This is a genomic window from Pseudoalteromonas pernae (genome assembly GCF_039831865.1).
Lineage (GTDB): Bacteria > Pseudomonadota > Gammaproteobacteria > Enterobacterales > Alteromonadaceae > Pseudoalteromonas > Pseudoalteromonas pernae.
On the sequence record NZ_JBDODM010000003.1, the window covers coordinates 201,944 to 225,713 of the forward strand.

Below are 23,770 nucleotides of genomic sequence, written 5' to 3' on the forward strand. Positions count from 1 at the left end.
AGCACCGACATCGTCAACCATGTTCTGCAAGAAGCTGATATTGAATCTCATATCCGCGTTTACCCATGGGCAAGGGCCTTTCATATCGCTAAAAGAATGCCCAATACCCTAATTTACAGTGTCGCTAAAACGCCGGAGCGAGAGTCTCAATTTCATTGGCTGGGTAAAGTTGCATATTTTCGGCTTGGTTTTGTCAGCCTTACTCAACGCGATGATATAAAAATCAACAAATTTGAAGACGCAAAAGCCTATCGCATTGCTGTACAACGTGGCGATATTAGTGCCTTGTATTTAGCTGAGAAACAATTCGCCATTGTTGAAACCACGGATATCAAGCAATCTTATCAGTTGCTGATATCCAAAAAAGTCGATTTGGTCATTGACGATCCTCAATACATTAACTCTATGTCGCAACACTTCAACCTTGCACCCACGCAGTTAAGTTTTATCAAAGCAATTGACGACTTGAGCGTTTATGGCTATCTGGCCGCGAATAAAGACACTGATCCTCAGCTTATTAAGCGGCTTCAAAAAGCGTTTGAAATAGTAGAAAAAACGAGTTGGTATCAGCAAAAACTGCTCAATCCCTACTACAATATCGAAGCGTTCAACGACTGAGGCTAACAATGAATACTGCGCAACGACCCACCCTCTCATCTCACACTTTTATTCGTTGCGCACTTATCAGCAGTTTGTTGCTGTTAATGTCTTTGCTCTGTCTCAAGGTGTTTAGTAGTGAGAAAGAGCCACAACTTCGCATCAGCTATATTGAACACCCCAGTGTCCAACAAACAGCGCTGCCCTTGGTTAAACTCGCGTACAAAAATGCCGGTATCGATGCTAAGTTCATCCGTCTTCCGGATTTCAGGTTTGTAAATGAAATTCACCATGAAAATATCGATGGTGACGTAGTGCAAATTGATTTCATCATAGATAAACACAGTGAACTCAAAAGAGTCGGCCCGCCAATTTCAGAGGTGGAGTTTTTGTTGATTTGTTCTAAGAAAGTTGAGTGTAAAAAGACCGTGCTGGGAGACAAAGACATCGCCATTGTTACCACCGATATTGGCAGGCGTGCAATTAAAACATTGTTCCCGCAAGCAGCCAACAACCGTTACTTCATCGTCAACCACCTTGGGAGGATGCCGAAAATTTTGGCAACCGGTCACGCCGACTACGCGTTTTATATTGTTTCGAGCTCTTGGTCACGCCCGGCAGAACTGACGTCTTTACAGCAAATTACATTATTCAAATCCAAGGCCTATCATATTCTTCACGAACGTCATGAAGAGCTTGCCGAGCGAATCGCCCCTGAAATAGAGGCTTTGCTTGCCAACCCGCCATCAGAACTCAAATTCTAGCGCTAAACGAAAGCTATGATCTTTACCACCATGGCCTACTTCGCTAATAAAGCCCGCTTCCCACTTTAACTGGTGTTGTCCATCGTAACGATGCAAGCCAATGAAGCCAGGGCCAACACCGAGGAAGTCTTCACCGGAATAAAGTTCTATCGAAGGTTGAAAAGCGCTGCGCAGACGGTAACGATATTGAGCACGAAATTCAGTTTCCCACTCGTTGTCAATGTCGTTGCCCCATTCATACACGGCGAAAGCATTCATTGTTAAGCTAGTTTGCCCAAATTCTTTTTCGAACAACAAGCCTGATGTAATTTCATAGCTGTCTTGACGATGTTGTTTTTCAATTTCAAACAACGCTCCCCAATCTGCCCAATAGCGACCTTGTTCAACAAGTTGCCAACGCAATTCGGCTTCATATGCTGAGAGTCCAAAGTCGCCGTTGTCATCGCGTTCACCAACGCCATAGAGTTCTAAACTCAAGGTCTCGCTAATTGCCCCGCCAACACCAAAGCGCTGCGCCAATATGTTGCCTTGGTCGGTTTGACGAGACACTAAACGCCATTCAACTTCTTTTTCGTAAGGCATAACATAAGGATGATAGACCTTGTCGACCACTATGCCATCAGCCCAGCTAAGAGAGCTAAACAGCAAGCACACAACACTTACGTAACGCATCATTGTAAACTCCTTTGCCACCTAGCTGCAGCAATCAAACTGAGCAAAGTGGACATATATACGACCGAGGAGAGCAAACTTGGAGTCGCTTCGTAACCCACCACCACTTTTGCTAAGCGCCCCAACACGGAGTGCTCATCTAGCACGAAACGCAAATCAAAAAACGCTGTGGGCATCGTCAGCACCCCAGCCCCCGCGGCTATATCAAGCATGGCCACCATACTCCCAGCGATGTGCATACTGAACAAAAGCACCACTGCGAACTGACCGTAGCGTACTTCTAGCCAATCTAAGAAGAAAAAGAACAAGATTGAAAAGCTGGTAACTATACCTACTCCGAGAAAAACACCTAAGCCCCGCGCTGCATCAAGCTCACCTTGCATCAACCAAGGCAAGTAATGGCTGGCATACAACCCTAATGCACTGGCTATCAACAATACAAACGCGGCCCAATGACGAAGGGCTAAACCAACAATTGCGCAAAGTGCCATAACAACGATAAGTAGCATTTGTGAGTATTCAAAGCCAAGGTAATCAAACCACTGACTGATGGATTGCATCGACTGGATATAAACAAATGTGGGGGCCAATACAGCACCAAGTACCCAGGGCCACTGATTGCGGGCGGGCGGGCATTTACAGAGGCAACGGGCGAACACACAAAGCACAGCCAGTGGTAATAATTGATTAATGGTCACCAGTAAGCTGTTGATCATGGCTGCCCCACCTTTTGCGGCACTGCGACTACTGAGCCGCGGGCTGTATCGGGAGCGAATTCTCCAAAGAAGAAATATTCCCCTGGCTCTAGAGGACCGATATAAATAACATTTACACGCCCGGGAAACAGAACTTTTTCTCGGTTAAGGTCGAAGCTGTCGAACTCTTCAGGGTCATTATCTTCATTCCTGATAAGCAGGCGTATCTTCTCATTGCTGGGGACTTCTAAGCGAGCTGGATAAAAGAGATGGTCTTTTAATACCAGCTCAAACTCTTTGAGTTGGGCTTGCGCAGAGACGCTGATGAAGAGCAATATACCGATTAATCGCTGCATAAAGTCTCCCGATGTACGCCAAGCGTTACCACCACTTCTAACCCACCCCATTGACTTTCTTGTAAAGCGACGTCGCCACGATACAAACCTACAACGTGCTGGACTATCGCCATGCCAAGTCCAGCGCCAGGAATGTGAGTAGGGTGTGAGTCACCGCCAACGCGGAAAAATCTATCGAATATGCGCTCACGTAACTGTGCAGGAATCCCTGGGCCAGAGTCGGAAACTCTCAGCTCTAGTTGTTCACCTTTATCTGCAAGGCTCACTCTAATTTTACCGCCGCGGGGCGTGTATTTTACGGCGTTGCTGATCAAGTTTTTAATCATAACACTCAAGGTGAAAGGCTCACCGATGACATGTTGGCACTCGCCATCGAGGCTGATCTCCAGCTCTTTGTCTTCTATCTGTGGGTAGAGCTGCGCAATAATTTGCTGACAAATAACAGGCACTGACTGGGGTTGTAGTTTATCTTGCCACTGCTGTGATGAAGTGCGACCTAATGCCAGCATTTGTTCGACTAAATGGTTGAGTCTGTCGACACTCAAATTGATTGCCTTGGCATCTTCATCATCATAGCGCTTCAGCAAATTATGAAGACTGATTTTCATCGCGCTCAACGGGGTTCTCAGTTCATGGGCTGCGTCACTGGCAAAATAACGCTCTCGCAAATATGCCTGCTCTGTACGGCGCAGCAGTGCATTCAACGTTTGTACCACAGGTTTAATTTCTTGCGCTTTGGGCTGTGTTTTAATCATAGAAAAATCATTAGCGGCACGGGCGCGTAATTCTTTGGAAAGTAACGTCAGAGGTTGCAATGCGCGCTTCACTACTAGACTAATAAACACCGCTAAGATGCCAATACCCAGCAACATGGGGGCCATGAGCGCCAAGATAAGCTGCTCAGATAAAGCGAATCGCTCAGCAATAGGCTCTGCCAGCACGGTGCATTGCCCATCCTTGCAATAGTTAGCGACTCGCAACCTTTGCCCTCGACTATTCACTGTTTGCAGCGGTTCTGTTGGAGCCGTTGCTAAGAGCTTGGCATCACCCGCAATTAAGGTTTGCCCATGCCATTTTTGCCACAAGGTTTCCCCTACAATCACGGTATTTTGCACAGGAATATCGCTAAGTAGTTGCGCACGCTCTAAAAGGTGGTTGTCGAACAAAGAATCAGCACGCTCAAGGCTGCGCTGATAGCCCTGCACCAAGGCAATAAACAGGATGAGTACCAGCATGGAGATAAGCAACATCACCAGTTTAGCCCGTATACTCACACCTAGTGCCCCTCGTGCTTATTCATTACATAGCCAATACCGCGCAAAGTTTTAATGGCATTGGAAGGTAATTTTTTACGTAAATGGTGAATATGAACTTCTATAGCATTGGAGCCTAATTCTTCTCCCCATTGATAAAGCTTCTGTTCAAGCTGCTCTTTAGATTGCACCCGCCCTTGATTCTCAAGCAGTGCTTTTAGCAACATGTATTCTTTGCGCGGCAGGTTCAACTGTGCACCATCAATAGTTACTAGATGGGCAGCCAAATCCATCACCACAGAACCACATTGCAACGTGCTCGAAGTTACACCACTCACACGTCGCCCAAGCACCCGCAAACGCGCTAAAAGCTCGTCAACCTCAAAGGGTTTGACTAGGTAATCATCAGCACCCAGATCCAAACCTTTAATTTTGTCATCGAGGGCATCTCGCGCCGTTAATATCAACACAGGTAAAGGCTTCTTTCTTCGCTTGATATCTGCAAGCAGGCTCAAGCCATCACCATCGGGTAACCCTAAATCGAGGATAACCAAGTCAACTTCGTCGTTGGCAACTAACGGGCGTGCATCCGCCAAACATAGTGTGGACTCAACTGCATACCCTTCACTAGAGAGCGTGCGCGTGAGCCCGGCATTAACCACTTGGTCATCTTCTACCAATAACAATCGCACCTAGCACTCCTATTTGCGACTTAGCTTGCGCTCCACTTTAGCCAAAAGTTCAGCCACTTCTTGTTGACGGTATTTGTCGGCAAGGGGTCTATCTACTCTGGGCGCAGCAGATTGAGCTTTAAGCAAGTGCGCTTTGGCTTTTTCATACTTTCTTTCATCATAGAGGAACTGTGCATAAAAGTAATTAATATCAATGCCATCTGGATTAATTGCCAAAGATTTATTAAACAACTCTTGCGCCTTTTTATCGCTACCGAAGCCAACGGGCCAACCTGGAACTTGCGCATATAAGGTCCCTAAGCTGGTGTAGGCCGAGCCTTGTAAGGCATTACCGTCGATAGCGATGGCTTTTTCGAAGTCCTTTTTCGCTTCCTTGGCTAACCCCAGTGCTCCGAGTCCACCTTTGGCACCCGCAAAACTAGAATGCACAATACCTGCCCAGATATGGCCTTCTGCTTGTCCGGGATGTGCTTCGCTATACAATGCGATCTCTTTGGCTAAACCTTCGAATGCCTTTTCCTGAGCATCACCGTCAATTTCGTAATTCACATGCGCCCACTGACGCATAATATTAGTTAAGTCAGCATCCACGGCGGCTGTTGCATTTGTTGACAGCAAAGCCACTAAGAATGCAGTTGCGATAAAAGGTTTCATAACTCACCTCATGGTTTGTTTAATTGTTGCTAGTTGTTTTGCCAATGCGTTATCAACCAAGTTTGGCCACAACGCATTTATTTTTGCGAAGAACGACTCCTTAGTACCCACACTGCGGCGGCGCTCAGTGGAGTCTAAAAGTTGGATAAATTGCTGAGCCACATACTCAGGCGAGTCCATGGTATTACCCAGCACTTTATTCAATTCATTCACTTTGTCTGTATTGATCGCGGTTTGGGTGGCGCGCGGCGCAAAATATTTTACTTGTACGCTCGAATCACTCAGCTCTCGAGCCAATGCTTCACTGAATCCACGCAATGCAAATTTACTGGCACAATACTGCGCTTGCAGCGGATAGCCGATTGCCCCGAACGAGGAACCCACATTGACGATGATGCCATTGTTGCGCTCAAGCAGCGGCAATAAGCCTTGTGCGAGCAGCATAGGTGCGCGCACGTTTACATCTAACGTGGCATCCAATTGCTCTTTACTGAGTGATGTAAACGGCACCATAGTGTTCACACCGGCATTGTTAACCAGCAAGTCGACCCGACCTATGTCATTAACCAACTCAATAACGCGGTCGAGATCCGCGTCACTAGCCAAATCCACTTGCAGCGCAATGTGAAAAGACTGCTCTTGACTCGGTAACTCGTTTTGCAAGGTCTCAAGCGCTTTCAAGTCCCTACCGAGTAACAGCAAACGATAGTTGCGCGCAGCCAACTGCTTGGCGATATGACGACCAATACCGCCACTGGCTCCGGTTAACACCGCTATTGGCGCGCTCATGATGCAACCTGTTCGAGTTCCAGAGCGCAAATACCATGGTCCTCGTTCAATGTATGGAAAATATCGCCATATAAACGGTAGAAGCGCTTCGCTGCGTGAATAATGATGTTTTGTTCTTTCTCATCAGTAATGCGGTTCATCAGACCTTCGAAAAACTTGACGTGTTCTTGGTCTAGAGCGCCGTGCGAAGTAAGATAAGTGAACGCTTTTTTTGGTAACCCAAGTTGCTCTCTGACTTGCGCCGCGGCATTATCAGCCAAAGCAATAGAGGTTCCTTCAAGCACATGCACCATACCGAAAAAACTCAGCGGTGAAATGCGGGCGATACTGTCATAGGCATAACTGACCATCATTTCAGTCGCAAAACTTGGTGCGCTGGCACGAACCTGTTCTTTGTCGAAACCACAAGCGGCAATGTCGTTGAGAATCCACTCTTGGTGCCCTAGCTCTTCTTCAATGTATTCAGCAATGGCGTTTCGTAACCATTCTTGCTTCTCATCAACGCGCGCACCACAGGCCATTAATAAAGGAACCGTATGTTTTACATGGTGATAAGCCTGTTGCAAAAATGCGACGTATAAATCCAAACTGACCTCACCCGCTAGGGCCTTTTGAATCACCTCAGCGCTCAATAAATACTGACGATCCTGTTGTGTTTGCTCTACAAGTTTTTGGAAAAATAGCATAGGGGACTACTCCTGAAATAACTGAGAAATCTGTGCTGCAAAACCGAGATTAATCGCATCGCGCTTAGGTCTTTGATTTGCACTTAAATAACCGTCGTCCACAGATAACGGCGTCGATAAACGTAAGAAATTGGCGATCTTGGCATAGCTGGGCAGTTGTTCATTAGCTGCGGCCACCAAGGCTGATAACTGCATGTTGTTTGCTCGCGGGTCACAATAAATTAGCGCACATAAACAGGCCTCCCCCTCCCCAACAACGACCGCTTGGGAGATTGCACTGTTGCTCAACAGGAGAGACTCCGGCCATTCCGGTGAAACATTGCGTCCATTGCTTAAAATGATTTGGTTTTTCTTGCGCCCAAGGATATGAATTTCACCTCCTTCTAGCGCAACGAGATCGCCCGTAGCATAAGCCTCTTCCTGCGGCGCGGGTTCACCGAGGTAACCAAGGAACTGTGGGCTTTTTAGGACCAACTCACCATTGATGATGTCGCAGTCAACGTGCTCAAGCGGTTGCCCGACACTGGCGCTATCCACGTCAATACTGCTTGCCAAACTCACTACTGAGCCCGCTTCGGACAAGCCATAACCTTGATAGACTGGTAAGCCTAGTTTGCGTGCACGCTCTATCAAGTCAGGCGCTACTTTTGCGCCGCCTACGGCGATAAAAGCGAGAGACTCGGGTGCGCTCCAGCCCATTTCGCAAGCGCCAACAAGCCCCTTGAGTAGCTCAGGAACGAGGATAAGGGTATTGGGCTGTACTTGCGAAATGGTCGCCAATAGTTTTTGCGGCTCTTTTAAGGCTGTGCCATCAAATCCTAAACTCGCCAGCGAAGGAACATGGATAGAGCCACCCGCCAACATCGGGGCATAAACACCGGCAACGTTTTCTAACAGCACTGCCAGCGGCAATAAACACAAATGTTGAGGTTGGCTTATGGCACAACGATTAACTAAACTCGCGCCGACCTGGAGTAACTGTTGTGCACTCAAACACACGCCTTTTGGCTGACCAGTTGAGCCTGAAGTAAAGGTGATTTTTTGGGTACCTTGTGGAAACTCGATAGACTCAACCGCCCCCATATCAACAACTTCTAACGCGATGTATTGCTCACCGATTGACCATAAATACTGCTCTTCGAATTCAGGTTTTGCCGCACGAATAATTAGCTGCGGCTGCGCTTTTTGCAGTGCATGCTCACGCTGAGATGCTGAGAAAAAATGTGGTAAAGGCAATGACACAATGCCTGCTTGCATCAACGCAAAATCGACAACTAACCAAGGCAGTCCGTTATCTAGCTCAACAGCAACACAGCGTAAGTTCATATCGCGTAGCTGAGTGCTCAGCGCTTCAACGTGTTGCCAAAATTCATTGGCAGACATACGCTGCTCATTTGCAATGACTTCGCCTTGCCAGCGAGTTACTAAATCCACCATCATAACTGCGCCACCTCAGCAGCAAGGTTGTTAATGTCCACAGCATAAGACTTTGCAAAAAAGGACAAGGTATCGATGGCGTCAACATGACTTGAAACTTGTTGCACATCCACCACACACACCTTAGGGCCGTTGGCATAATAGCTTCCCCAATTTTTACCATAATCGCTTAGGCGCTCGGGCAAAGCCTCTTCTAGCTCCTCGAAATGGGCACCAACGCGCATCAATAAATTGCGGATATGCGCAGTGGCACAAAACACCAATTTCTTCTTACCTGCTTGCTGCAAGGCTTTCGCTAGCACTACAAAGTGCGCTAAGGTCGCTTGGGAGTGGGTAGACACTAGGTTTCCTAGCTCCACACATTGGTTCGCTGCACAGTGCCACTGCTGAAGGTATTCCGACAGAGGTTGAGATAGATACTGACTTAAAAACAATGTGTTAGAAGCACTGCGTAAGCCGAAACAACAATAACGTTGTTGTGAATAGGCAAGACAGGCTAACAAAGGCATAAACTCATGCACTTTCGCGTCATAATGTTTGGCAAATCCGGCTTGGATACGCTCAGCTAAACGCGAGTACACGTGCTGGCCAAAATCATTTGGCTGCGCTTGTTTGTTGGCAACATAATACCCTTGGGATATATCGGCTGTTTCCTCATTTAGGTATTGAGGTTGGATTGCTGCAACATTAACTGACATTGTTTCCATAGCAATAACTCATAATTTAAGTCTCTAGGATTAAAGTAAAATCCGAAACTTAAGAAATTCTTAAGAAACCTTAAAAATTGAAAATTATTTCTCTATGGAGCTAGTTATACTGCCATAAGACTCGGCTAAACATATACAAACTTATGTATTTATTAGTTTTTATTACAAAACGAGGAGTTACCTAGGTAGCCAATTAATCTAGGAAATATAAAAAATAAAGCCACTTTTAATGGTGGCTTTAGCTACTGGGTTACACAGGATACAACTAACATCAGCTGACTTAAGTAGGTCGCCAGCCAATGCATACTTCACAGTTGATTTGAAATGACACCACTAGGGCAAAACGGACGCCATTAAGATTCTTGATTAGGGTTGTCCCCCACTGCTCGTTTAAACTCTTTTATCGACGTGCCGACGTCGGAGCCTAATCGCGATAATTTTTTTGTGCCAAATAGCAAAATAACAATTGCAGCAATAATAACTAATTGCCAAACACTGATCCCAGCCATAATAACCTCGTTATAAAAGGGAGTAAGCGCCCGATAACTGGGCGCTTGTGATAAGTGTTAGAAACTAGCACGAACACCTAATGCCACTTGCGTACCGAAGCGCTCAAGGTAACTCACCTGATCCGTGCGCTTGGTGTAACCCCAATAACGCTCGTTAGTTAAGTTTGTTGCTTCGGCAAACACAGTGAACTGATCGGTGATGTCATAGCTCATGCTGGCATCAAGTTGACCGTAATCCGAGATCCAGTATGGTCCGCCCCATGCATCTGGATCTGACAAGAACTTGCTGCGCCAATTATAAGCTAAACGCGCTTGGAAGCCGTATTGCTCATAGTAGACAACCGCATTGTATGAGTTCTTAGACATGCCTCTGAAAGGTAAGCCTGTTTCTTTTAGCTCTGGCTCGTCATAGCTACTGTCTACATAAGTGTAGTTAAACTGGAAACCCAAACCGTTGAATGGCTCTGGCAGTAGATTTTCTAACGATTGTTGGTACGCCACTTCCACACCTTGGATAGTTGCACCGTATTCACTCTTACCTGGGTAAGAAGCAAAATAGCGCACACCTTCAACTTCAACAGGACCTTCTACATAGTCGATAAATGACTTCAGATCCTTCACAAATATACCACCGCTTAGCGAGCTGCTGTCTTCGAAGTACCACTCAAGCGTCATATCTGCTTGATTAGCTTCTTCCGGTGTCAGTGATGGATCGGCCATTGATAGTTGCGGTAGGCCTTCACGATAAGTGTCGAAGTTTGGCGCTAACCATGGACGCAAGTAACCCAGCGAAGGACGGCTAATGACTTGCGCTGCTGAGAAGCGGTAGATTAAGTCATCGGCCAAGCTCAACTTGAAGTTCATGCTCGGCAAAATGTTGTTGTAGTCACCTTCAAATGATGTGTCTACCGTTTCACGCCAGCCGTTCTCTAGTGGTTTACCATCCTCTTGAAGCTGAATAAGAGATAAGTCATATACTGAACCTTTCGAGCTTACATCTGTTTGTGAACCACGAATACCCAGGTTCAAAGAGTACGGCATGTTTGCAATCGTGCTTTCAAGTGTGACTTGCGCGTAAGCCGTTAACACTTCCTCGGTAACTTCATACGTGCCTGATGTATTAAGTGATGCAACAATGCTCGCATCAGTCGCTGCAGCATTAATTGAACGGTAGTAAGCTAGCAGTTTATCGTAATCAAAGCTTGGCCATGGATCTGGCGTTACACTGCTTTCACCATCAAGGAAGTTATCAAAGTTTGCAGCAACGAATACGTCGCTTGGGATTTCAAATAGATTAAAATCACCGGCACTGAATACTGTGCTGTCATCAAACTCATAACCATCGCGTGTCAGGTACTGACCACCATTACTGAACTGGCTTGGGTTTTTCGAGGCGTACTGCAGTTGGCTCTTAGTTTGCTCAAGGTAAGTAATACCAAAGTCAACACGTGTGATGATATCACTGTCAGGGATGTAGTTACCGACAATCTTGAAGTCATTCACTGTGTCTTCAACGCCCGTACCTGTATTACGGCTGTAGTGCGCACCGTAAGACTGATCTTGAGTTAGACCTGGCGAGAGAAATACGTCAGGTAGTTTATTGCCAGTGTTGTAATCAATACCTATCGAGTCAATAAAACCACGGGCTACGATAAAGCGGTTATCACCAGCATTTTCGTTTTCTGCTTTTGAGTGGGCTAGGTCAACAGCAAGGGTTAAACCATCCATCGGATACCATTTAGCGTTCAACGCCACTTGGTATGTATCTGTTTTTCGAGGGTTTGTAAGGTTAAGTAGCTCAACCATAGTGTTACCCGTTTGCGTCATTGACACAACGCGACCTGAGTCATCAAACTCAGCGTCGGTGAATACAGGCGTACCCGGCGTCCAGCTTTCATCATAGTTTACAAAGCCAATCTGATAGCGGTGACCTTCGGTGTTGTAACGCGAATATAAAGCATCGAAGTTCACATCAAGAACATCACTGGGACGCCATTGCATTGCCAACGTTGCACCTAAACGCTCACGCACGTCTTGAGCGTTCGCAAAATACATATAACTTGGAATTTTTGAGGCAAAGATCTCACTTTGGCCATCGATTTCACCGTTACCGTTCATATCAACCGGTACACCGGCGCTGTCTGCGCCCCAACCTTCTTCTTCATCGAAGAAGCCCGCTGCTGAATAGGTATCTGCACGCAAGGTTTTCTTTGAGTAGGCACCCGAGAACAACACCCCAAAGGTGTCATCGTTAAAGTTATCACCGATGATAAAAGATGCGTGCGGGTGAATGTCTTCGGTACGTGATTCGTAAATACCTTTCGCAGATGCGCTCAAGGTGAAGCCATCTTGGTCCAGAGGCTTGCGGGTCTCGATATCAACAACCGCACCGATCCCCCCTTCGATAAGACGCGCCTCTGGTGACTTATTGACCTGCAGTGCACCAACAAGCTCCGATGCAATAGTATCGAAGTTAAAATCACGGCCAGAGTTTTCTGACGCGAGCTTACGACCATTCAAGGTGGTGATGTTGTAGCCGCCACCAAGACCGCGGACTAAAATGTTCTGACCTTCACCACCGTTACGTGTGATAGTGATCCCCGGAACCCGTTGCAATGCTTCTGCTAAGTTTTCATCAGGGAATTTACCGATATCATCGGCGACAACCACGTCTACGACGGTTGCAGCTTCTCTTTTACGAAAGTTTGATTCTTTTATACTGCTGCGGATACCCGTTACTTCAATGACTTCTACTTCTTCTTCAGGATTCGCTTTGTCATTTTCTGGTTCTTGCTGAGCGCTTGCTACAAAACTGACCGATGAAGCCAGAATCGAGCTAATCAACAAACTGAGGTATTTTGGTTTATTGTTTGCCACATTGATTTCCTCTATTGCATTGTCGAAATGTGTCACCATCGACGTAAGTGTGTAAGGTTTCGTTTGTAATCTATAACATTGCGAAACAAAAAATCAACAAATAAATAGAGATTGAAACTTTCGAATGTTTCACAAGATTATTCACCTTGTCCCAAAAATCATAGAAAAAGTACCAATAACAGCTAATTACTGCTCGAAAGTTACGACTTTTGGATGGAACATAAAGTTACAAATCGGCAAAGTTTATTTTCAATAGACATAAAAAAAGCAGCCCAGAGGCTGCTTCTTAAGAGCTAAATTGTCAGGTTATACGGTAATAACTTCGATACCCAAACCAATAAGTGACTCGACAAATTCGCTCGGCATTTTCTTGTCAGTGACTAGCACATCAATCGATTTTAGCGGCAATACGTTGTACAAGGCCCGCTTGCCAAACTTGGTTGAGTCCGTGACCACAATCACTTGATCTGCACGGGTGCACATAGAGCGATTAAGCATGGCTTCTGGTTCGTAATGCGTTGTAATTCCTGCATCTGTATCTATACCATCAACGCCTAAAATCACCTTTTTGAAGTTGTATTTGCTCAGCGTTTGTTCGGCTTCAGAAGAATAAAAAGACTGCGATTTTTTACGTAATTTACCACCGAGCATAAATACATCGGCATCTTCAATGTCGGCCAATACATGGCCGATATTTAAACCGTTGGTCATCACTGTCAGCTCTTTTTTACCTTTAAGCGCTTTTGCAACTTCTTCAGTGGTGGTACCTGAATCAATAATCAATGAGTCGCCGTCTTCGATAAGGTTAGCCACTGCTTTCGCCAGCTGCACTTTGATTTCATAATTTTCATTGTGCTTATCTTTCACAGACAATTCTTTAGCTATCTTATCGCACGCAACAGCACCGCCGCGAGAACGGATAACCAAGCCACGCTTTCCTAATTCATTCAAATCATGACGAATACTTACTTCAGAAATATCAAAGGTTTTAGCGAGGTCTTTAACACTCACTTTACCCTTTTCTTCGGTCATTAGGACGATCTTCTGTCTTCTTTCAATCGTGGTTAGCATGGCTGCTCCATTCCTTTTATAGATACTTTTACATTATACACTCTACACCGTCCAAGTCCTAAAATACACAATTCGAAAGAAAATAAAACTTTCAAAAGTTACATTTATTGTTTTATGATGGATAAAAATAAAACACTTCGGTAATAAAATGACAACACAAAATTCAACCGCAGCAAACGTGCAAGCAACCGACAACAGTCAGTTACTGCCGATGCTCATCATCGGCGGCTTATTCTTCTTGTTCGGGTTCGTTACCTGGTTAAATGGCTCACTAATCCCGTTTTTACAAATGGTATGCGATCTCAATCACATAGAAGCTTACATGGTAACCTTAGTTTTCTATATTGCCTATACCGTAATGGCATTACCCAGCGCCAAAGTATTGAAGCGATTTAGCTACAAGCATGGAATGTCGTTTGGTTTAGCTGTGATGGCAGTAGGTTCTATACTTTTCATTCCCGCAGCGAAAACGCAAGCTTACTGGTTGTTTTTGGTTGCCTTATTCACACTTGGCAGTGGTTTAACATTACTGCAAACAGCCTCAAACCCTTATATTGTGCTGCTTGGTTCGAAAGACACTGCAGCGGTGCGTATCAGCATTATGGGTATTCTCAATAAGAGCGCTGGCGTCGTCGCGCCTTTATTGTTTACTGCATTGGTATTCAGTGATATCGCTAATTTTAGTGCCGAGGCACTTGCCGCATTAGATGACACGCAAAAGCAATTGCAACTACAAGAGCTTGCTAGTCGTTTAGTAACGCCTTACTTGATGATGGCGGTTACTTTGGCTGTTTTAGCGGCACTTATTATGCTAGCACCACTGCCAGATATTGATGAACCTGAGTTAACACAAGGGCAGCAGGATAAGTCGATTTTACAGTTTCCACATCTGGTCCTAGGTGTTATTGCTTTATTCTTTTACATCGGTGCAGAAGTGATCGCCGGTGACACCATTGGCTTGTATGGCAAAGAGCAAGGTGTGTTGCAATTTGCCGAACTAACCTCCTATACCATGGGCTTTATGGTACTTGGTTATATTCTTGGCATTGCCCTTATTCCCCGTGTTTTTAGCCAACAACATGCACTCATCTTTTCCGCTGTAAGTGGCTCCCTGTTTTCATTGCTGATCATTTGGGTACCGACTCACCAAACAGTGATTGCGGACACCCTGTTGTTTTGGCTAGCGGATGGTAGCTTCCCTGATACCGTGTTATTTGTTGCCTTGTTAGGCTTATCGAACGCCTTGGTGTGGCCAACGATTTGGCCGATGGCACTGGCTAACCTTGGCAACAAAACACAAACGGGCGCAGCATTGTTAATAATGGGTATATCAGGTGGCGCACTGTTACCGTTAGTCTATGGGGTGTTCGCCGAGTATACGGGCGATTCACAGCAAGCGTACTATCTGCTCGTTCCCTGTTATGGCTTTATTTTGTATTACGCCTTAGTGGGACATAAGTTAACAAGCTGGCGTAAATCGTGATTTATGGCACCGAGGTCGGACTAACAACCTCGGTGCTAATTTTGCTGAGCAGTAAAATACCCAAGTAATAAGAATTCGCGCACAGTGAAAATGAACTTATACATCAAGTAACTCTTCTTGTGTGCCTCTTCTACCTCAGGTAATGGCAATTCTTGAACAGCCAAAATATGCTGTAATTGCCGCGCATCAATATCAAACAACGCGCGCAGAATGTCTTCTAATGTGCAAGCATGATTGCTCTTGGCGATGATAAGGTCACCGCCTTGAAGACAGACAGTGCGCTCTTCGAGAGCAACAGTGTGAGCCAACATTAAATCAACAAAGGCAACAAGGTTAAATATCGGCTTTTGGTGCTCATCGAGTGCGAGTATGAGATCGCTCATTTGCACCACAAGAGCGATTTGCGCTTTATTGAGCACCTCATAGCCCAAGGGCGTGTCACTTTGTTGTGTAAATAATCGCGCATGTGCTGATGGCGTAATTGCCCCGCCTATCAGTATCGAAATCGCTTTGAGTGCCTCACGCCTGTTCATTGTTATCCCGTAAACACGCCATTTTTGTAATGACGCACCGCATGGTCCGCCGCCCTCGCTGTGAACGCCATATAAGTTAAAGACGGGTTTTGGTACGCCGAAGAGCACATAAATGAGCCGTCCGTCACGTACACGTTGCGCACGCTGTGAATTTGGTTGTATTTGTTAAGCACAGAGGTGCGAGGGTCGTGCCCCATTCTCGCTGTGCCCATTTCATGAATGGCTTGGCCAGGTGCCGAGCCTTTGTCATAAGGTTGTACGTTGTTATATCCGGCCCTTTCTAACATAGCTACGGCCTCGCGTTTCATATCTTCACGCATTCGTCGCTCATTTTCGCCAAACTGACAATCAAAATTGACCACTGGCAGGCCCCATTCATCGCGTTGGCTTGGGTGCAAGGTAATTTTGTTGTGGTGATACGGTAAACACTCACCAAAGCCAATGAGAGCAATGGTCCATGGCCCGACTTTAGAAAGCGACTCTCGCATCTGCTTACCATAGGACAGCTCTTTAAAGCCGCGGCGCCAATCACTGCGAGTGGCATAACCTTGATAACCATAACCTCGCACAAAGTCCTGTGAGTTTCTTTGCTCTGGCGTCAAATTACGAAAACGCGGAATATGAAAGCCTACGGGTCGGTCGCCATCGCGTAATTCATTGTCAAAGCCTGTAGGCTCAGCGGTTGCACCCACACGAAAGTGGTGGTCCATGAGGTTATGCCCCAGCTCACCACTGTCATTGCCCAAGCCATTGGGGAAGCGTGCGGATTTAGAGTTCAGCAATAAAGCTGTTGACGCCACAGTTGATGCGCAGCAAAAGATAATCTTGGCATTAAAGTGCAACAGCTCTTTAGTCTGTGTGTCCACCACTTTCACCCCAGTAGCTAACTGACTTTTGGCATCATACACGATTTCTTTGGCGATACTGTTGGCACGAATAGTCAACCTACCTGTGCGCTGCGCCGCCGGTATCGTTGACGCTAGGCTACTGAAGTAACTCCCTGTTGGGCACCCGCGCATGCAGCGATTTCGTTTACTACAGATTGCACGTCCTTGCTCTGGCTTAGCTTGCGTTAGGTGCGCCACGCGCCCAATGGTGAGGTGTCGTTGGCTGTAATTATCTTGCAAAGTGGCTCTAAAATGTTGCTCGACTGCATTGAGCTCAAACGGGGGAAGAAAGTGGCCATCGGGTAATTGTGCTAAGCCAAGTGACTCGCCGATGACGCCGATATACCGCTCTACTTTGTCATACCATGGGGCAATGTCTTGGTAGCGAACAGGCCAGTCGACACCATGGCCATCACGGCGATTGGCTTCGAAATCTAAATCGCTCAGGCGCAAGCATTGCCGCCCCCAAGTAAGAGACCGCCCGCCCAAATGATATCCGCGGATCCAATCGAATCGCTGAGTTTCGTAGTATGGGTGCTGCACATCGTTAACAAACCAATGCTTAATCGATTGCTTGGTAGCGTAGCCTGTACGAGCTTGCTTAGCTTGCAAGCGTGCTTCAACCAAACTAGGACGGTCACGAAATGGCAGTTGCCAGTCTTCTTTAAATGCCGTTGTGTAGTCGCTGCCGTGTTCAACCATGCGCCCACGCTCAAGCATCAAGACGCTAAGCCCTTGCTCGGTAAGCTCTTTAGCCGCCCAGCCTCCAGTTATTCCACTGCCTATGACGATGGCGTCATACACTGTTGCCTGCATCGGTTGTCTTTCTATTGTGCCAAATAAATAGGTCGCCCTGCGCACAGCGTCGCTTGTACGTTAAAGTGTTGGTCTAAAACAGCAAAATTTGCCTCTTTACCCACTGCGATACTGCCTAGCTGCTGGGCCTTATCCAAGAATTTAGCAGGGACTAAACTAGCCATCTTGGTCGCTTCAACCAAACTCGCGTCGGTCAAATTAAAAAAGCGCTGAACACCTAGCTCCATGGTCAATGTGCTGCCTGCAAGTGAGCCTGATTCAGTGCATGCAACCCCCTGTTCAACCACGATTGGCATTTCACCGAGTTGATAGCGACCATCTTGCAATCCGCCAGCGCTTACACAATCGGTGATCAACGCAATCTTATCAGCCCCTTTAAGACGATAGACCATGTTCATAATGCTTGGATGTAGATGAATACCATCCGGGATCACCTCAACCATGGCTTTGTCATCCATGAGCAATGCCCCGGCACAACCTGGATCGCGGTGATGGATACCGCGCATCCCGTTAAAAATGTGTACGCCGCCACAAGCGCCATGCGCTAACGCTTCTTGCGTGGCATCAAAACTGGCATCGGTATGACCCAACATCACGCGCACGCCTTTGCTTGTAATGTAGCTGATCATATCGGCATTGTTGAGTAGCTCTGGTGCCAACGCAAACGACGTTAAACAGCCATCACACGCGGCATAGATCTCATCAAAGCGTTGCTTGGTAAGCTCTAAAAAGAACGACTCGTTGTGCGCACCTTTGTGTGCTTCGGCAAAGAACAAGCCTTCGTTGTAGGCACCTAATAATTGCGCCCCCGTCAAACCATTTTTGTAGGCGCTCGCCATCGCTTGATAGGCAGTGATAGACACAGCCCAATCCGCCGTCACCGTAGTACCGACAAAGCCTGTAACTCCGTGTTTAGCTAGCGATTTGGAAATAGTTTCAAGCGACTCCTGGGTGCCATCCATGATGTCGCAGCCTTCGCGACCATGAATGTGTAAATCGATAAACCCTGGAAACAAGGTGTTGTCACCTAAATCCACCACGTCAATGCCTGCTTCGCATTCACTGACAATCGCCGCGATTTTGCCATCATCGACCAACACAGCGTGATCAACTAACACTTCGGTTTCGGTGACTATTGTCGCTGCTTTAAGATAATAGCGGGTTAAGTCATCACTCAGATTGCGCATGCACACTTCCTATAATCGCAGCACCACGAACGCCGCTGGAATCACCAAATTTTGCTAATTTCACCTCAGGCACGGCAAAACCAGGGAACAGGTGCTTACCAATAGCATGTGGCAATTGTTCAACGATTTCTTCCACCAAAGACAAGCCACCACCTAGAATGATGACCTCGGGGTGTAAACTCTTGGCAATAGCAGCAAAAGTTTCACCGAGAATATCAAGGTGACAAGCGAGCACTTCAAGTGCGCCCTTGTCATTATTTTTGATTGCTTGCGCCCATTCAATTGCGGTTTTACTTTGCCCAGTAAAGTGCTCATTTAGCGCTTTGATACCCGGGCCCGCTATGTAGCTCTCAACGCATCCGGTCAAGCCGCAGCCACATTTCAAAATAGGGAGCTGGTATTTTTGCTGCAAATAAGCTGATAACGGCAAGTGACCATATTCACCGGATAATCCTAACCCTTGGTTGAGCAACTCACCTTGAATACACATGCCGCCCGCAGCGCCAGTGCCAAGAATAGCACCGAATACGCGTTCAAATCCCTGACCCGCACCGCCGTTCGCTTCTGATAAAGCGAAGCAGCGCGTGTCATTTAGAATGGCCACGGGGCGTTGTAACAATGCTTGTAAATCTTTGCCAATGACTTTGCCAGAGGCACAAGGCACATTTGCTGATAGCACCTGACCATCATCATTGACAATGCCAGGCATACCAATGCCCACTGCACCACAGCAACCACTGAGCTCATCGGCCTTTTGCACTTGTTGGCATATGGCGTCTAGCAGCGCTTGATAGTTCTGTGTTGGCGTAGCAATACGCCAACTTTGCAGCTGCTCTAAGTCATTGTTAAAAATAGCGGTTTCTATCTTTGTGCCACCGATATCGAGTCCAAAAACAGCCATACTGCGTCCTACCGATCCAAACTAGACATTTAATGGATAAATCGTTACACCTTTGACAACTCGATTTACCTCTCCCGTCGGGCAAGGATTATCGGGTGTTAGACCGAGCGAGATTGATTTATAAAAGGCGAACACCTGACAATAGACGATATAATATAGACCTTGCCACACATCTTCCAATGCTCTGGGTCGAGTTGCACCTTGTAACCGCGTGACCGACATACACTGCTGGTCTTTCAACAGCTCCTCATACAAGTCCGCATCATACTGGCTACTGTATGGGTGATTAGACGCCATTAAGACGATCGCCGTTTTGTCGTCGATAATGGTTTTTGGACCGTGACGAAAGCCAAGAGGCGATTCAAAATAACTGATCACATCCCCATTGGTGAGCTCCAAACATTTCAGCGCCGCTTCCTTTGCATAACCGACCAGCGACCCTGCGCCCAAAAACACAATGCGTTGCATCGGCGAATCAGCGAACTCTCGGATCTCTTCAAGCTGGTTTGCTAATAGGTGCTCACATTGTTCAGCGAGCGTTTCCAATTGCTGTTCGTCTGGCGTAAAAATACATAAAGTTGCCAACAGCATAGAGGTAAAGCTACTGGTCATAGCGAAACTTTCGTCTAAGGTTTCTGCGGGCATAAGTAGGCAGTAGCTATTGCTACGACCTTGCGCTTGTTGCGCAAGTTGGCCTGTCTCGTTGCAGGTGATCAGCAAATGAAAGCAGTTGTCCAGTACTTGGTCAGCCAACTTTACAGCAGCAACACTCTCTGGGCTGTTGCCCGAACGCGCATAGGAGATGAGTAAAGTCGGTGTATGCTGTTGCAAATAGCCAAGTGGGTTAGACACGATATCCGTGGTGCTGATAGCACGCACATCCAACGACGTTTTTTCAGTTACATGGGGGGCAAGTGCCTCACCCACATAGGCCGACGTACCAGCGCCAGTTAATATAATCTGCAAGCCAGGAAGCGCCAAGATTGGGCTCAAAAAATCGTTAATTGCAGCACTGTGTTGTTCAACTATTGCAGCGGTGTTGCGCCAAGAGCTCGGCTGCTGAGCAATTTCTTTCGCTGTCCAGTAGGCATTGTGTTGCTTAAGAGTAGTTTCATCAAGAGATAAAAAGTGCGTCATGGTCAATGTCTCCAAAACAACGCTTATTGATTGCAAGCAAGCGAATACACGTTCGTTACTTCCATTATTTTATTGATTACTAATTCACGCGGTGCAAGGCTAATTTCACCATTGCGGTATGCCTGATATTGATTTGGCATAAATTGGCTTAGCAAGGTTTCACGAATAGTCTGCGCTTCTAAGTTACTAAACAGGGTTGCGACCGCCTGTTGTAAAGCTGGCTCAGGCCAATAATAACGAATTCGGTCGCTGTAACTGTATGCACGGTATAAATGGGAATTTTCACCCGTTGTTGGGTAGAATTTATTCCAGTAACCCGGCTTTTCCAACATCACTTGCTCGCACACAGCCCTTAAATTTGATCGTTTACTTGTATCGCTGATCATTTGCTCTTCAATGTAAGACAATGAGAACAATGCTTCGCGCAGCGCATATGTTAACTGCGGACCCACTTTTAAAATTGCAAAATGGTCTTGCACCAATTCATGATAACGTTCGCTGCTTTGATAATCGGTTGAATGTGCTTCGTATACGAGGTTATCAACTGAAGTTATAAACTCTTTCAATTTCGTTGCTTCATGACGCTGATAATCAACAACCTGATGGTTATCAAATTCCACACCAGGTTGCACCACAACAGCAATCACACGCGACCACACATCAGCAACACCGTATTGCCCAAAGGCGCTTTGATGTAATTCAATAGTTTGGTGTACGCCCGCCACGTCGGATACCTCGACAACATCCAGTTCTTCTGTCGCCCCGCCCGGAGGAGGGACTTCAGTGCCGACAACGTAAAGAATGTCGCCATTTTCACTGGCCTGCTCGGCTGCTTGGCACAGCATAGCTGCACGGCGAGCAATTTCTGAATCTGCTAAGCGCTCACCATCGTCACTGCAAGGCATACTTGCGTCTAGGTGAATCTTTTTAAACCCAGCGCGAGCATATGCACTAACGAGGTCCAACGCCTTGGCCATTGCCTGCTGTGCAGGTTCATTCACCCAGCATACTGGGCCAAGATGGTCACCACCGAGAATAACTCGCTCTTGCGCTAGCCCGACTTTATTGGCAATACCATGAACAAATGCCACAAAATCTTCAGGCTTCATTCCTGTGTAGCCGCCAAATTGATTCACTTGGTTTGCCGTAGCTTCTACTAACAGCACACTGTCGTGATTAAGTGCTTGGCGCATGGCGGCTTCAATCACTAATGGGTGAGCACAGCATACAGAATAAATTCCCTGCTGTTGTCCCGCACGATTGTTATTAATGATGTTTTTTAATGCTTCCATGGTTCTCTCCAAGCAGCAACATTTCACAGTTAAACTAGTAATTTGAAACTACACTAACACAAATCGAAAGAACAAACAACAAAACAAAAGAAAGTGAAAGACTAAAAATAAATACCCACAAAACAATAGATTACACTGAATTAAGAACAAAACCACAGTGAAACATTAAATTTTCGAAAGATTTTGAAAGAAAGGCAATTGTATTCCCATTTGACATGGGTTATAAAGTAAGAAACTGAAACAATTCTCTAAAATAAATCTCAGTGACTTAGGTATCGTTATGACATTAGATAGACGTAAATTTTTGAAATCTGCCGCCGCTATGACAGCCGCGACAGTTGTTGCCGGATGCGCAAAAGGGCAACAAGGCGAAACACAGCAACCTGTTTTAGCTGCTCAAGGTAAGAGTGTGATGGGCCTTGCTGTACCAGCGATGGATGTAGTACGTGTAGGTTTTATTGGCGTAGGTCAACGTGGTAGTGGCCATGTTAAACACCTGTGTCATATCGAAGGTGTTGAAATCAAAGCTATTTGCGATACTGACTCTGTGATGCTTGAGAAGTCAGTAAACTATGTCACTGAAAAAGGCTTACCAAAACCAACAGCTTACACCGGTTCAGACAAAGCCTATTTAGACATGCTTGCACGCCAAGACATTGATATTGTTATTATCTCTACACCATGGAAATGGCACACGCCAATGAGTGTCGACACCATGGAAAGCGGTAAGCATGCCTTTGTTGAAGTACCCGCGGCCACAACGATTGAAGAGTGTTGGCAGCTCGTTAATACCGCTGAACGTACACAGAAAAACTGTATGATGATGGAAAACGTCAACTACGGTCGTGACGAACTGATGGTACTGAACATGGTTCGCAAAGGGATCTTTGGTGAGCTACTGCACGGTGAAGCTGCTTATATTCATGACCTGCGTTGGCAGATGAAAGAAATCGATCGCAGCACAGGTTCTTGGCGCACGTATTGGCACACTAAAGTGGACGGCAACCTATACCCGACTCATGGACTAGGCCCTGTTTCTCAATACATGAACATTAACCGTGGTGACCGTTTTGACTTCGTGACCTCAGTAAGTTCACCTGCGTTAGGCCGAGCGGCATATGCACAACGCGAGTTCCCAGCAGGACACGAGCGCCGCTCATTGAAGTTTATTGCCGGTGACATGAACACCAGCATTATCAAGACGGTAAAAGGCCGTAGCATTATGGTGCAACACGATACCACAAGCCCTCGTCCGTATAGCCGCCACAACCTGATTCAAGGAACTAATGGTACATTCGCAGGCTTCCCGAACCGCATTGCCCTTGAAAATGTGCCGCCAAGTATCGCGAAAATCTACGAAAAGCAGTACGAACAAGAGTTACAGCAATGGGAAGCGGCCGGCTCTCAAGGCTACAAGCCACATATGCAAAACTTCCATAGCTGGGATGAAGATATGGAGAAATGGCGTGCAGAGTTCGATCACCCGCTGTGGAAACGCATGGGTGAAGAAGCAGTGCGCAACGGTGGCCACGGTGGTATGGACTTCATCATGCTGTGGCGTATGATCTATTGCTTGCGTAACAACGAAGCTCTAGATCAAGATGTATACGACGCAGCAGCGTGGTCTTCAATCTTCCCACAAAGCATGGCGTCAGTGGCAGATAGAAGTAACAGCAAAACAATTCCTGACTTTACTCGTGGTGCTTGGCAAACAGGTAAACCACTGGGGATCGTCTCTTAATTCCTCTCCCCGGGAAACAACAAAGGCACGCTAT

23 protein-coding genes are annotated in these 23,770 nt (G+C 46.4%); 4 read left to right on the forward strand and 19 right to left on the reverse strand.

The window, feature by feature from the left end; translation table 11 throughout:
• The coding region (locus V1358_RS08970) for a substrate-binding periplasmic protein (protein WP_347393296.1) at window positions 1–618 on the forward strand (618 nt) is incomplete at its 5' end.
• A gap of 86 nt (window positions 619–704) precedes the next feature.
• On the forward strand, window positions 705–1,361 hold the full coding sequence (locus tag V1358_RS08975; RefSeq protein WP_347393297.1) for a hypothetical protein: 657 nt from the start codon (window positions 705–707) through the stop codon (window positions 1,359–1,361).
• Here V1358_RS08975 and V1358_RS08980 read toward each other — a convergent pair.
• From V1358_RS08980 to agaR, 13 genes are all read right to left on the reverse strand, one after another.
• A complete protein-coding gene (locus V1358_RS08980; protein ID WP_440589703.1) occupies window positions 1,344–2,033 on the reverse strand; it encodes a hypothetical protein in 690 nt (229 codons plus the stop codon). The genes V1358_RS08975 and V1358_RS08980 overlap by 18 nt on opposite strands.
• Entirely contained in the window at window positions 2,033–2,749 is a 717-nt protein-coding gene (locus V1358_RS08985; protein WP_347393298.1) for a hypothetical protein, read from the reverse strand. The genes V1358_RS08980 and V1358_RS08985 overlap by 1 nt, the downstream gene beginning before the upstream one ends.
• A complete protein-coding gene (locus tag V1358_RS08990; protein WP_347389645.1) occupies window positions 2,746–3,084 on the reverse strand; it encodes a cupredoxin domain-containing protein in 339 nt (112 codons plus the stop codon). Before V1358_RS08990 ends, V1358_RS08985 begins: the two co-directional genes overlap by 4 nt.
• A complete protein-coding gene (locus V1358_RS08995; RefSeq protein WP_347389646.1) occupies window positions 3,072–4,358 on the reverse strand; it encodes a sensor histidine kinase in 1,287 nt (428 codons plus the stop codon). The genes V1358_RS08990 and V1358_RS08995 overlap by 13 nt, the downstream gene beginning before the upstream one ends.
• Window positions 4,359–4,360: 2 nt before the next feature.
• Window positions 4,361–5,029 carry a response regulator gene (locus tag V1358_RS09000; RefSeq protein ID WP_347389647.1) on the reverse strand — a complete coding sequence of 223 codons (669 nt, stop codon included), beginning with the start codon at window positions 5,027–5,029 and terminating at the stop codon, window positions 4,361–4,363.
• 9 nt (window positions 5,030–5,038) lie between these two features.
• Window positions 5,039–5,683, reverse strand: a complete 645-nt coding sequence (locus V1358_RS09005; RefSeq protein WP_347393299.1) for a tetratricopeptide repeat protein — start codon at window positions 5,681–5,683, stop codon at window positions 5,039–5,041.
• A 3-nt stretch (window positions 5,684–5,686) separates the two neighbouring features.
• On the reverse strand, window positions 5,687–6,472 hold the full coding sequence (locus V1358_RS09010) for an SDR family oxidoreductase (RefSeq protein WP_347393300.1): 786 nt from the start codon (window positions 6,470–6,472) through the stop codon (window positions 5,687–5,689).
• The gene (locus V1358_RS09015) at window positions 6,469–7,158 is read right to left on the reverse strand and encodes an iron-containing redox enzyme family protein (protein ID WP_347389650.1); all 690 of its coding nucleotides are present in this window, start codon (window positions 7,156–7,158) and stop codon (window positions 6,469–6,471) included. Before V1358_RS09015 ends, V1358_RS09010 begins: the two co-directional genes overlap by 4 nt.
• Window positions 7,159–7,164: 6 nt before the next feature.
• Window positions 7,165–8,598, reverse strand: a complete 1,434-nt coding sequence (locus V1358_RS09020; protein ID WP_347393301.1) for an AMP-binding protein — start codon at window positions 8,596–8,598, stop codon at window positions 7,165–7,167.
• Window positions 8,595–9,302, reverse strand: a complete 708-nt coding sequence (locus tag V1358_RS09025; protein WP_347393302.1) for a thermostable hemolysin — start codon at window positions 9,300–9,302, stop codon at window positions 8,595–8,597. The genes V1358_RS09020 and V1358_RS09025 overlap by 4 nt, the downstream gene beginning before the upstream one ends.
• A gap of 353 nt (window positions 9,303–9,655) precedes the next feature.
• Complete coding sequence (gene tatA, locus V1358_RS09030) at window positions 9,656–9,811, reverse strand: twin-arginine translocase TatA/TatE family subunit (RefSeq protein WP_347389653.1); 156 nt, start codon at window positions 9,809–9,811, stop codon at window positions 9,656–9,658.
• Window positions 9,812–9,868: 57 nt separating this feature from the next.
• Complete coding sequence (locus V1358_RS09035) at window positions 9,869–12,688, reverse strand: TonB-dependent receptor (protein ID WP_347393303.1); 2,820 nt, start codon at window positions 12,686–12,688, stop codon at window positions 9,869–9,871.
• 306 nt (window positions 12,689–12,994) lie between these two features.
• Window positions 12,995–13,759, reverse strand: coding sequence for a transcriptional repressor AgaR (agaR, locus tag V1358_RS09040; protein ID WP_347393304.1), 765 nt, complete (start codon window positions 13,757–13,759; stop codon window positions 12,995–12,997).
• 148 nt (window positions 13,760–13,907) lie between these two features.
• Between agaR and V1358_RS09045 the strand changes: the two genes are divergently transcribed.
• Window positions 13,908–15,242, forward strand: coding sequence for a sugar MFS transporter (locus tag V1358_RS09045; protein ID WP_347393305.1), 1,335 nt, complete (start codon window positions 13,908–13,910; stop codon window positions 15,240–15,242).
• Between the two features lie 35 nt (window positions 15,243–15,277).
• Here V1358_RS09045 and V1358_RS09050 read toward each other — a convergent pair whose 3' ends face one another.
• Genes V1358_RS09050 through V1358_RS09075 form a run of 6 tightly spaced genes read right to left on the reverse strand, consistent with a single transcriptional unit; the run spans window position 15,278 to window position 21,995 of the window.
• Window positions 15,278–15,775 carry a hypothetical protein gene (locus V1358_RS09050; protein ID WP_347393306.1) on the reverse strand — a complete coding sequence of 166 codons (498 nt, stop codon included), beginning with the start codon at window positions 15,773–15,775 and terminating at the stop codon, window positions 15,278–15,280.
• 2 nt (window positions 15,776–15,777) lie between these two features.
• A complete protein-coding gene (locus tag V1358_RS09055) occupies window positions 15,778–17,478 on the reverse strand; it encodes a GMC oxidoreductase (RefSeq protein WP_347393307.1) in 1,701 nt (566 codons plus the stop codon).
• 11 nt (window positions 17,479–17,489) lie between these two features.
• Window positions 17,490–18,665: an N-acetylglucosamine-6-phosphate deacetylase gene (gene nagA / locus V1358_RS09060; protein WP_347393308.1), complete on the reverse strand. Its 1,176-nt coding sequence runs from the start codon at window positions 18,663–18,665 to the stop codon at window positions 17,490–17,492.
• Window positions 18,649–19,566, reverse strand: a complete 918-nt coding sequence (locus tag V1358_RS09065) for an ROK family protein (RefSeq protein ID WP_347393309.1) — start codon at window positions 19,564–19,566, stop codon at window positions 18,649–18,651. Before V1358_RS09065 ends, nagA begins: the two co-directional genes overlap by 17 nt.
• A 21-nt stretch (window positions 19,567–19,587) precedes the next feature.
• Window positions 19,588–20,703 carry an SIS domain-containing protein gene (locus V1358_RS09070; RefSeq protein WP_347393310.1) on the reverse strand — a complete coding sequence of 372 codons (1,116 nt, stop codon included), beginning with the start codon at window positions 20,701–20,703 and terminating at the stop codon, window positions 19,588–19,590.
• Window positions 20,704–20,726: 23 nt separating this feature from the next.
• A complete protein-coding gene (locus V1358_RS09075; protein WP_347393311.1) occupies window positions 20,727–21,995 on the reverse strand; it encodes a D-tagatose-bisphosphate aldolase, class II, non-catalytic subunit in 1,269 nt (422 codons plus the stop codon).
• A gap of 280 nt (window positions 21,996–22,275) precedes the next feature.
• Between V1358_RS09075 and V1358_RS09080 the strand changes: the two genes are divergently transcribed.
• Window positions 22,276–23,736 carry a Gfo/Idh/MocA family protein gene (locus V1358_RS09080; protein ID WP_347393312.1) on the forward strand — a complete coding sequence of 487 codons (1,461 nt, stop codon included), beginning with the start codon at window positions 22,276–22,278 and terminating at the stop codon, window positions 23,734–23,736.
• Window positions 23,737–23,770 lie beyond the last annotated feature (34 nt).

Excerpts from the sequence above, each read along its gene's own strand:
- V1358_RS08975 (WP_347393297.1), top strand. The coding sequence starts at position 705 with ATGTCTTTGCTCTGTCTCAAGGTGTTTAGTAGTGAGAAAGAGCCACAA.
- V1358_RS08980 (WP_440589703.1), bottom strand. The coding sequence starts at position 2,033 with ATGCGTTACGTAAGTGTTGTGTGCTTGCTGTTTAGCTCTCTTAGCTGG.
- V1358_RS08985 (WP_347393298.1), bottom strand. The coding sequence starts at position 2,749 with ATGATCAACAGCTTACTGGTGACCATTAATCAATTATTACCACTGGCT.
- V1358_RS08990 (WP_347389645.1), bottom strand. The coding sequence starts at position 3,084 with ATGCAGCGATTAATCGGTATATTGCTCTTCATCAGCGTCTCTGCGCAA.
- V1358_RS09005 (WP_347393299.1), bottom strand. The coding sequence starts at position 5,683 with ATGAAACCTTTTATCGCAACTGCATTCTTAGTGGCTTTGCTGTCAACA.
- V1358_RS09010 (WP_347393300.1), bottom strand. The coding sequence starts at position 6,472 with ATGAGCGCGCCAATAGCGGTGTTAACCGGAGCCAGTGGCGGTATTGGT.
- V1358_RS09015 (WP_347389650.1), bottom strand. The coding sequence starts at position 7,158 with ATGCTATTTTTCCAAAAACTTGTAGAGCAAACACAACAGGATCGTCAG.
- V1358_RS09020 (WP_347393301.1), bottom strand. The coding sequence starts at position 8,598 with ATGATGGTGGATTTAGTAACTCGCTGGCAAGGCGAAGTCATTGCAAAT.
- V1358_RS09025 (WP_347393302.1), bottom strand. The coding sequence starts at position 9,302 with ATGGAAACAATGTCAGTTAATGTTGCAGCAATCCAACCTCAATACCTA.
- tatA (WP_347389653.1), bottom strand. The coding sequence starts at position 9,811 with ATGGCTGGGATCAGTGTTTGGCAATTAGTTATTATTGCTGCAATTGTT.
- agaR (WP_347393304.1), bottom strand. The coding sequence starts at position 13,759 with ATGCTAACCACGATTGAAAGAAGACAGAAGATCGTCCTAATGACCGAA.
- V1358_RS09045 (WP_347393305.1), top strand. The coding sequence starts at position 13,908 with ATGACAACACAAAATTCAACCGCAGCAAACGTGCAAGCAACCGACAAC.
- V1358_RS09050 (WP_347393306.1), bottom strand. The coding sequence starts at position 15,775 with ATGAACAGGCGTGAGGCACTCAAAGCGATTTCGATACTGATAGGCGGG.
- V1358_RS09055 (WP_347393307.1), bottom strand. The coding sequence starts at position 17,478 with ATGCAGGCAACAGTGTATGACGCCATCGTCATAGGCAGTGGAATAACT.
- nagA (WP_347393308.1), bottom strand. The coding sequence starts at position 18,665 with ATGCGCAATCTGAGTGATGACTTAACCCGCTATTATCTTAAAGCAGCG.
- V1358_RS09065 (WP_347393309.1), bottom strand. The coding sequence starts at position 19,566 with ATGGCTGTTTTTGGACTCGATATCGGTGGCACAAAGATAGAAACCGCT.
- V1358_RS09070 (WP_347393310.1), bottom strand. The coding sequence starts at position 20,703 with ATGACGCACTTTTTATCTCTTGATGAAACTACTCTTAAGCAACACAAT.
- V1358_RS09075 (WP_347393311.1), bottom strand. The coding sequence starts at position 21,995 with ATGGAAGCATTAAAAAACATCATTAATAACAATCGTGCGGGACAACAG.
- V1358_RS09080 (WP_347393312.1), top strand. The coding sequence starts at position 22,276 with ATGACATTAGATAGACGTAAATTTTTGAAATCTGCCGCCGCTATGACA.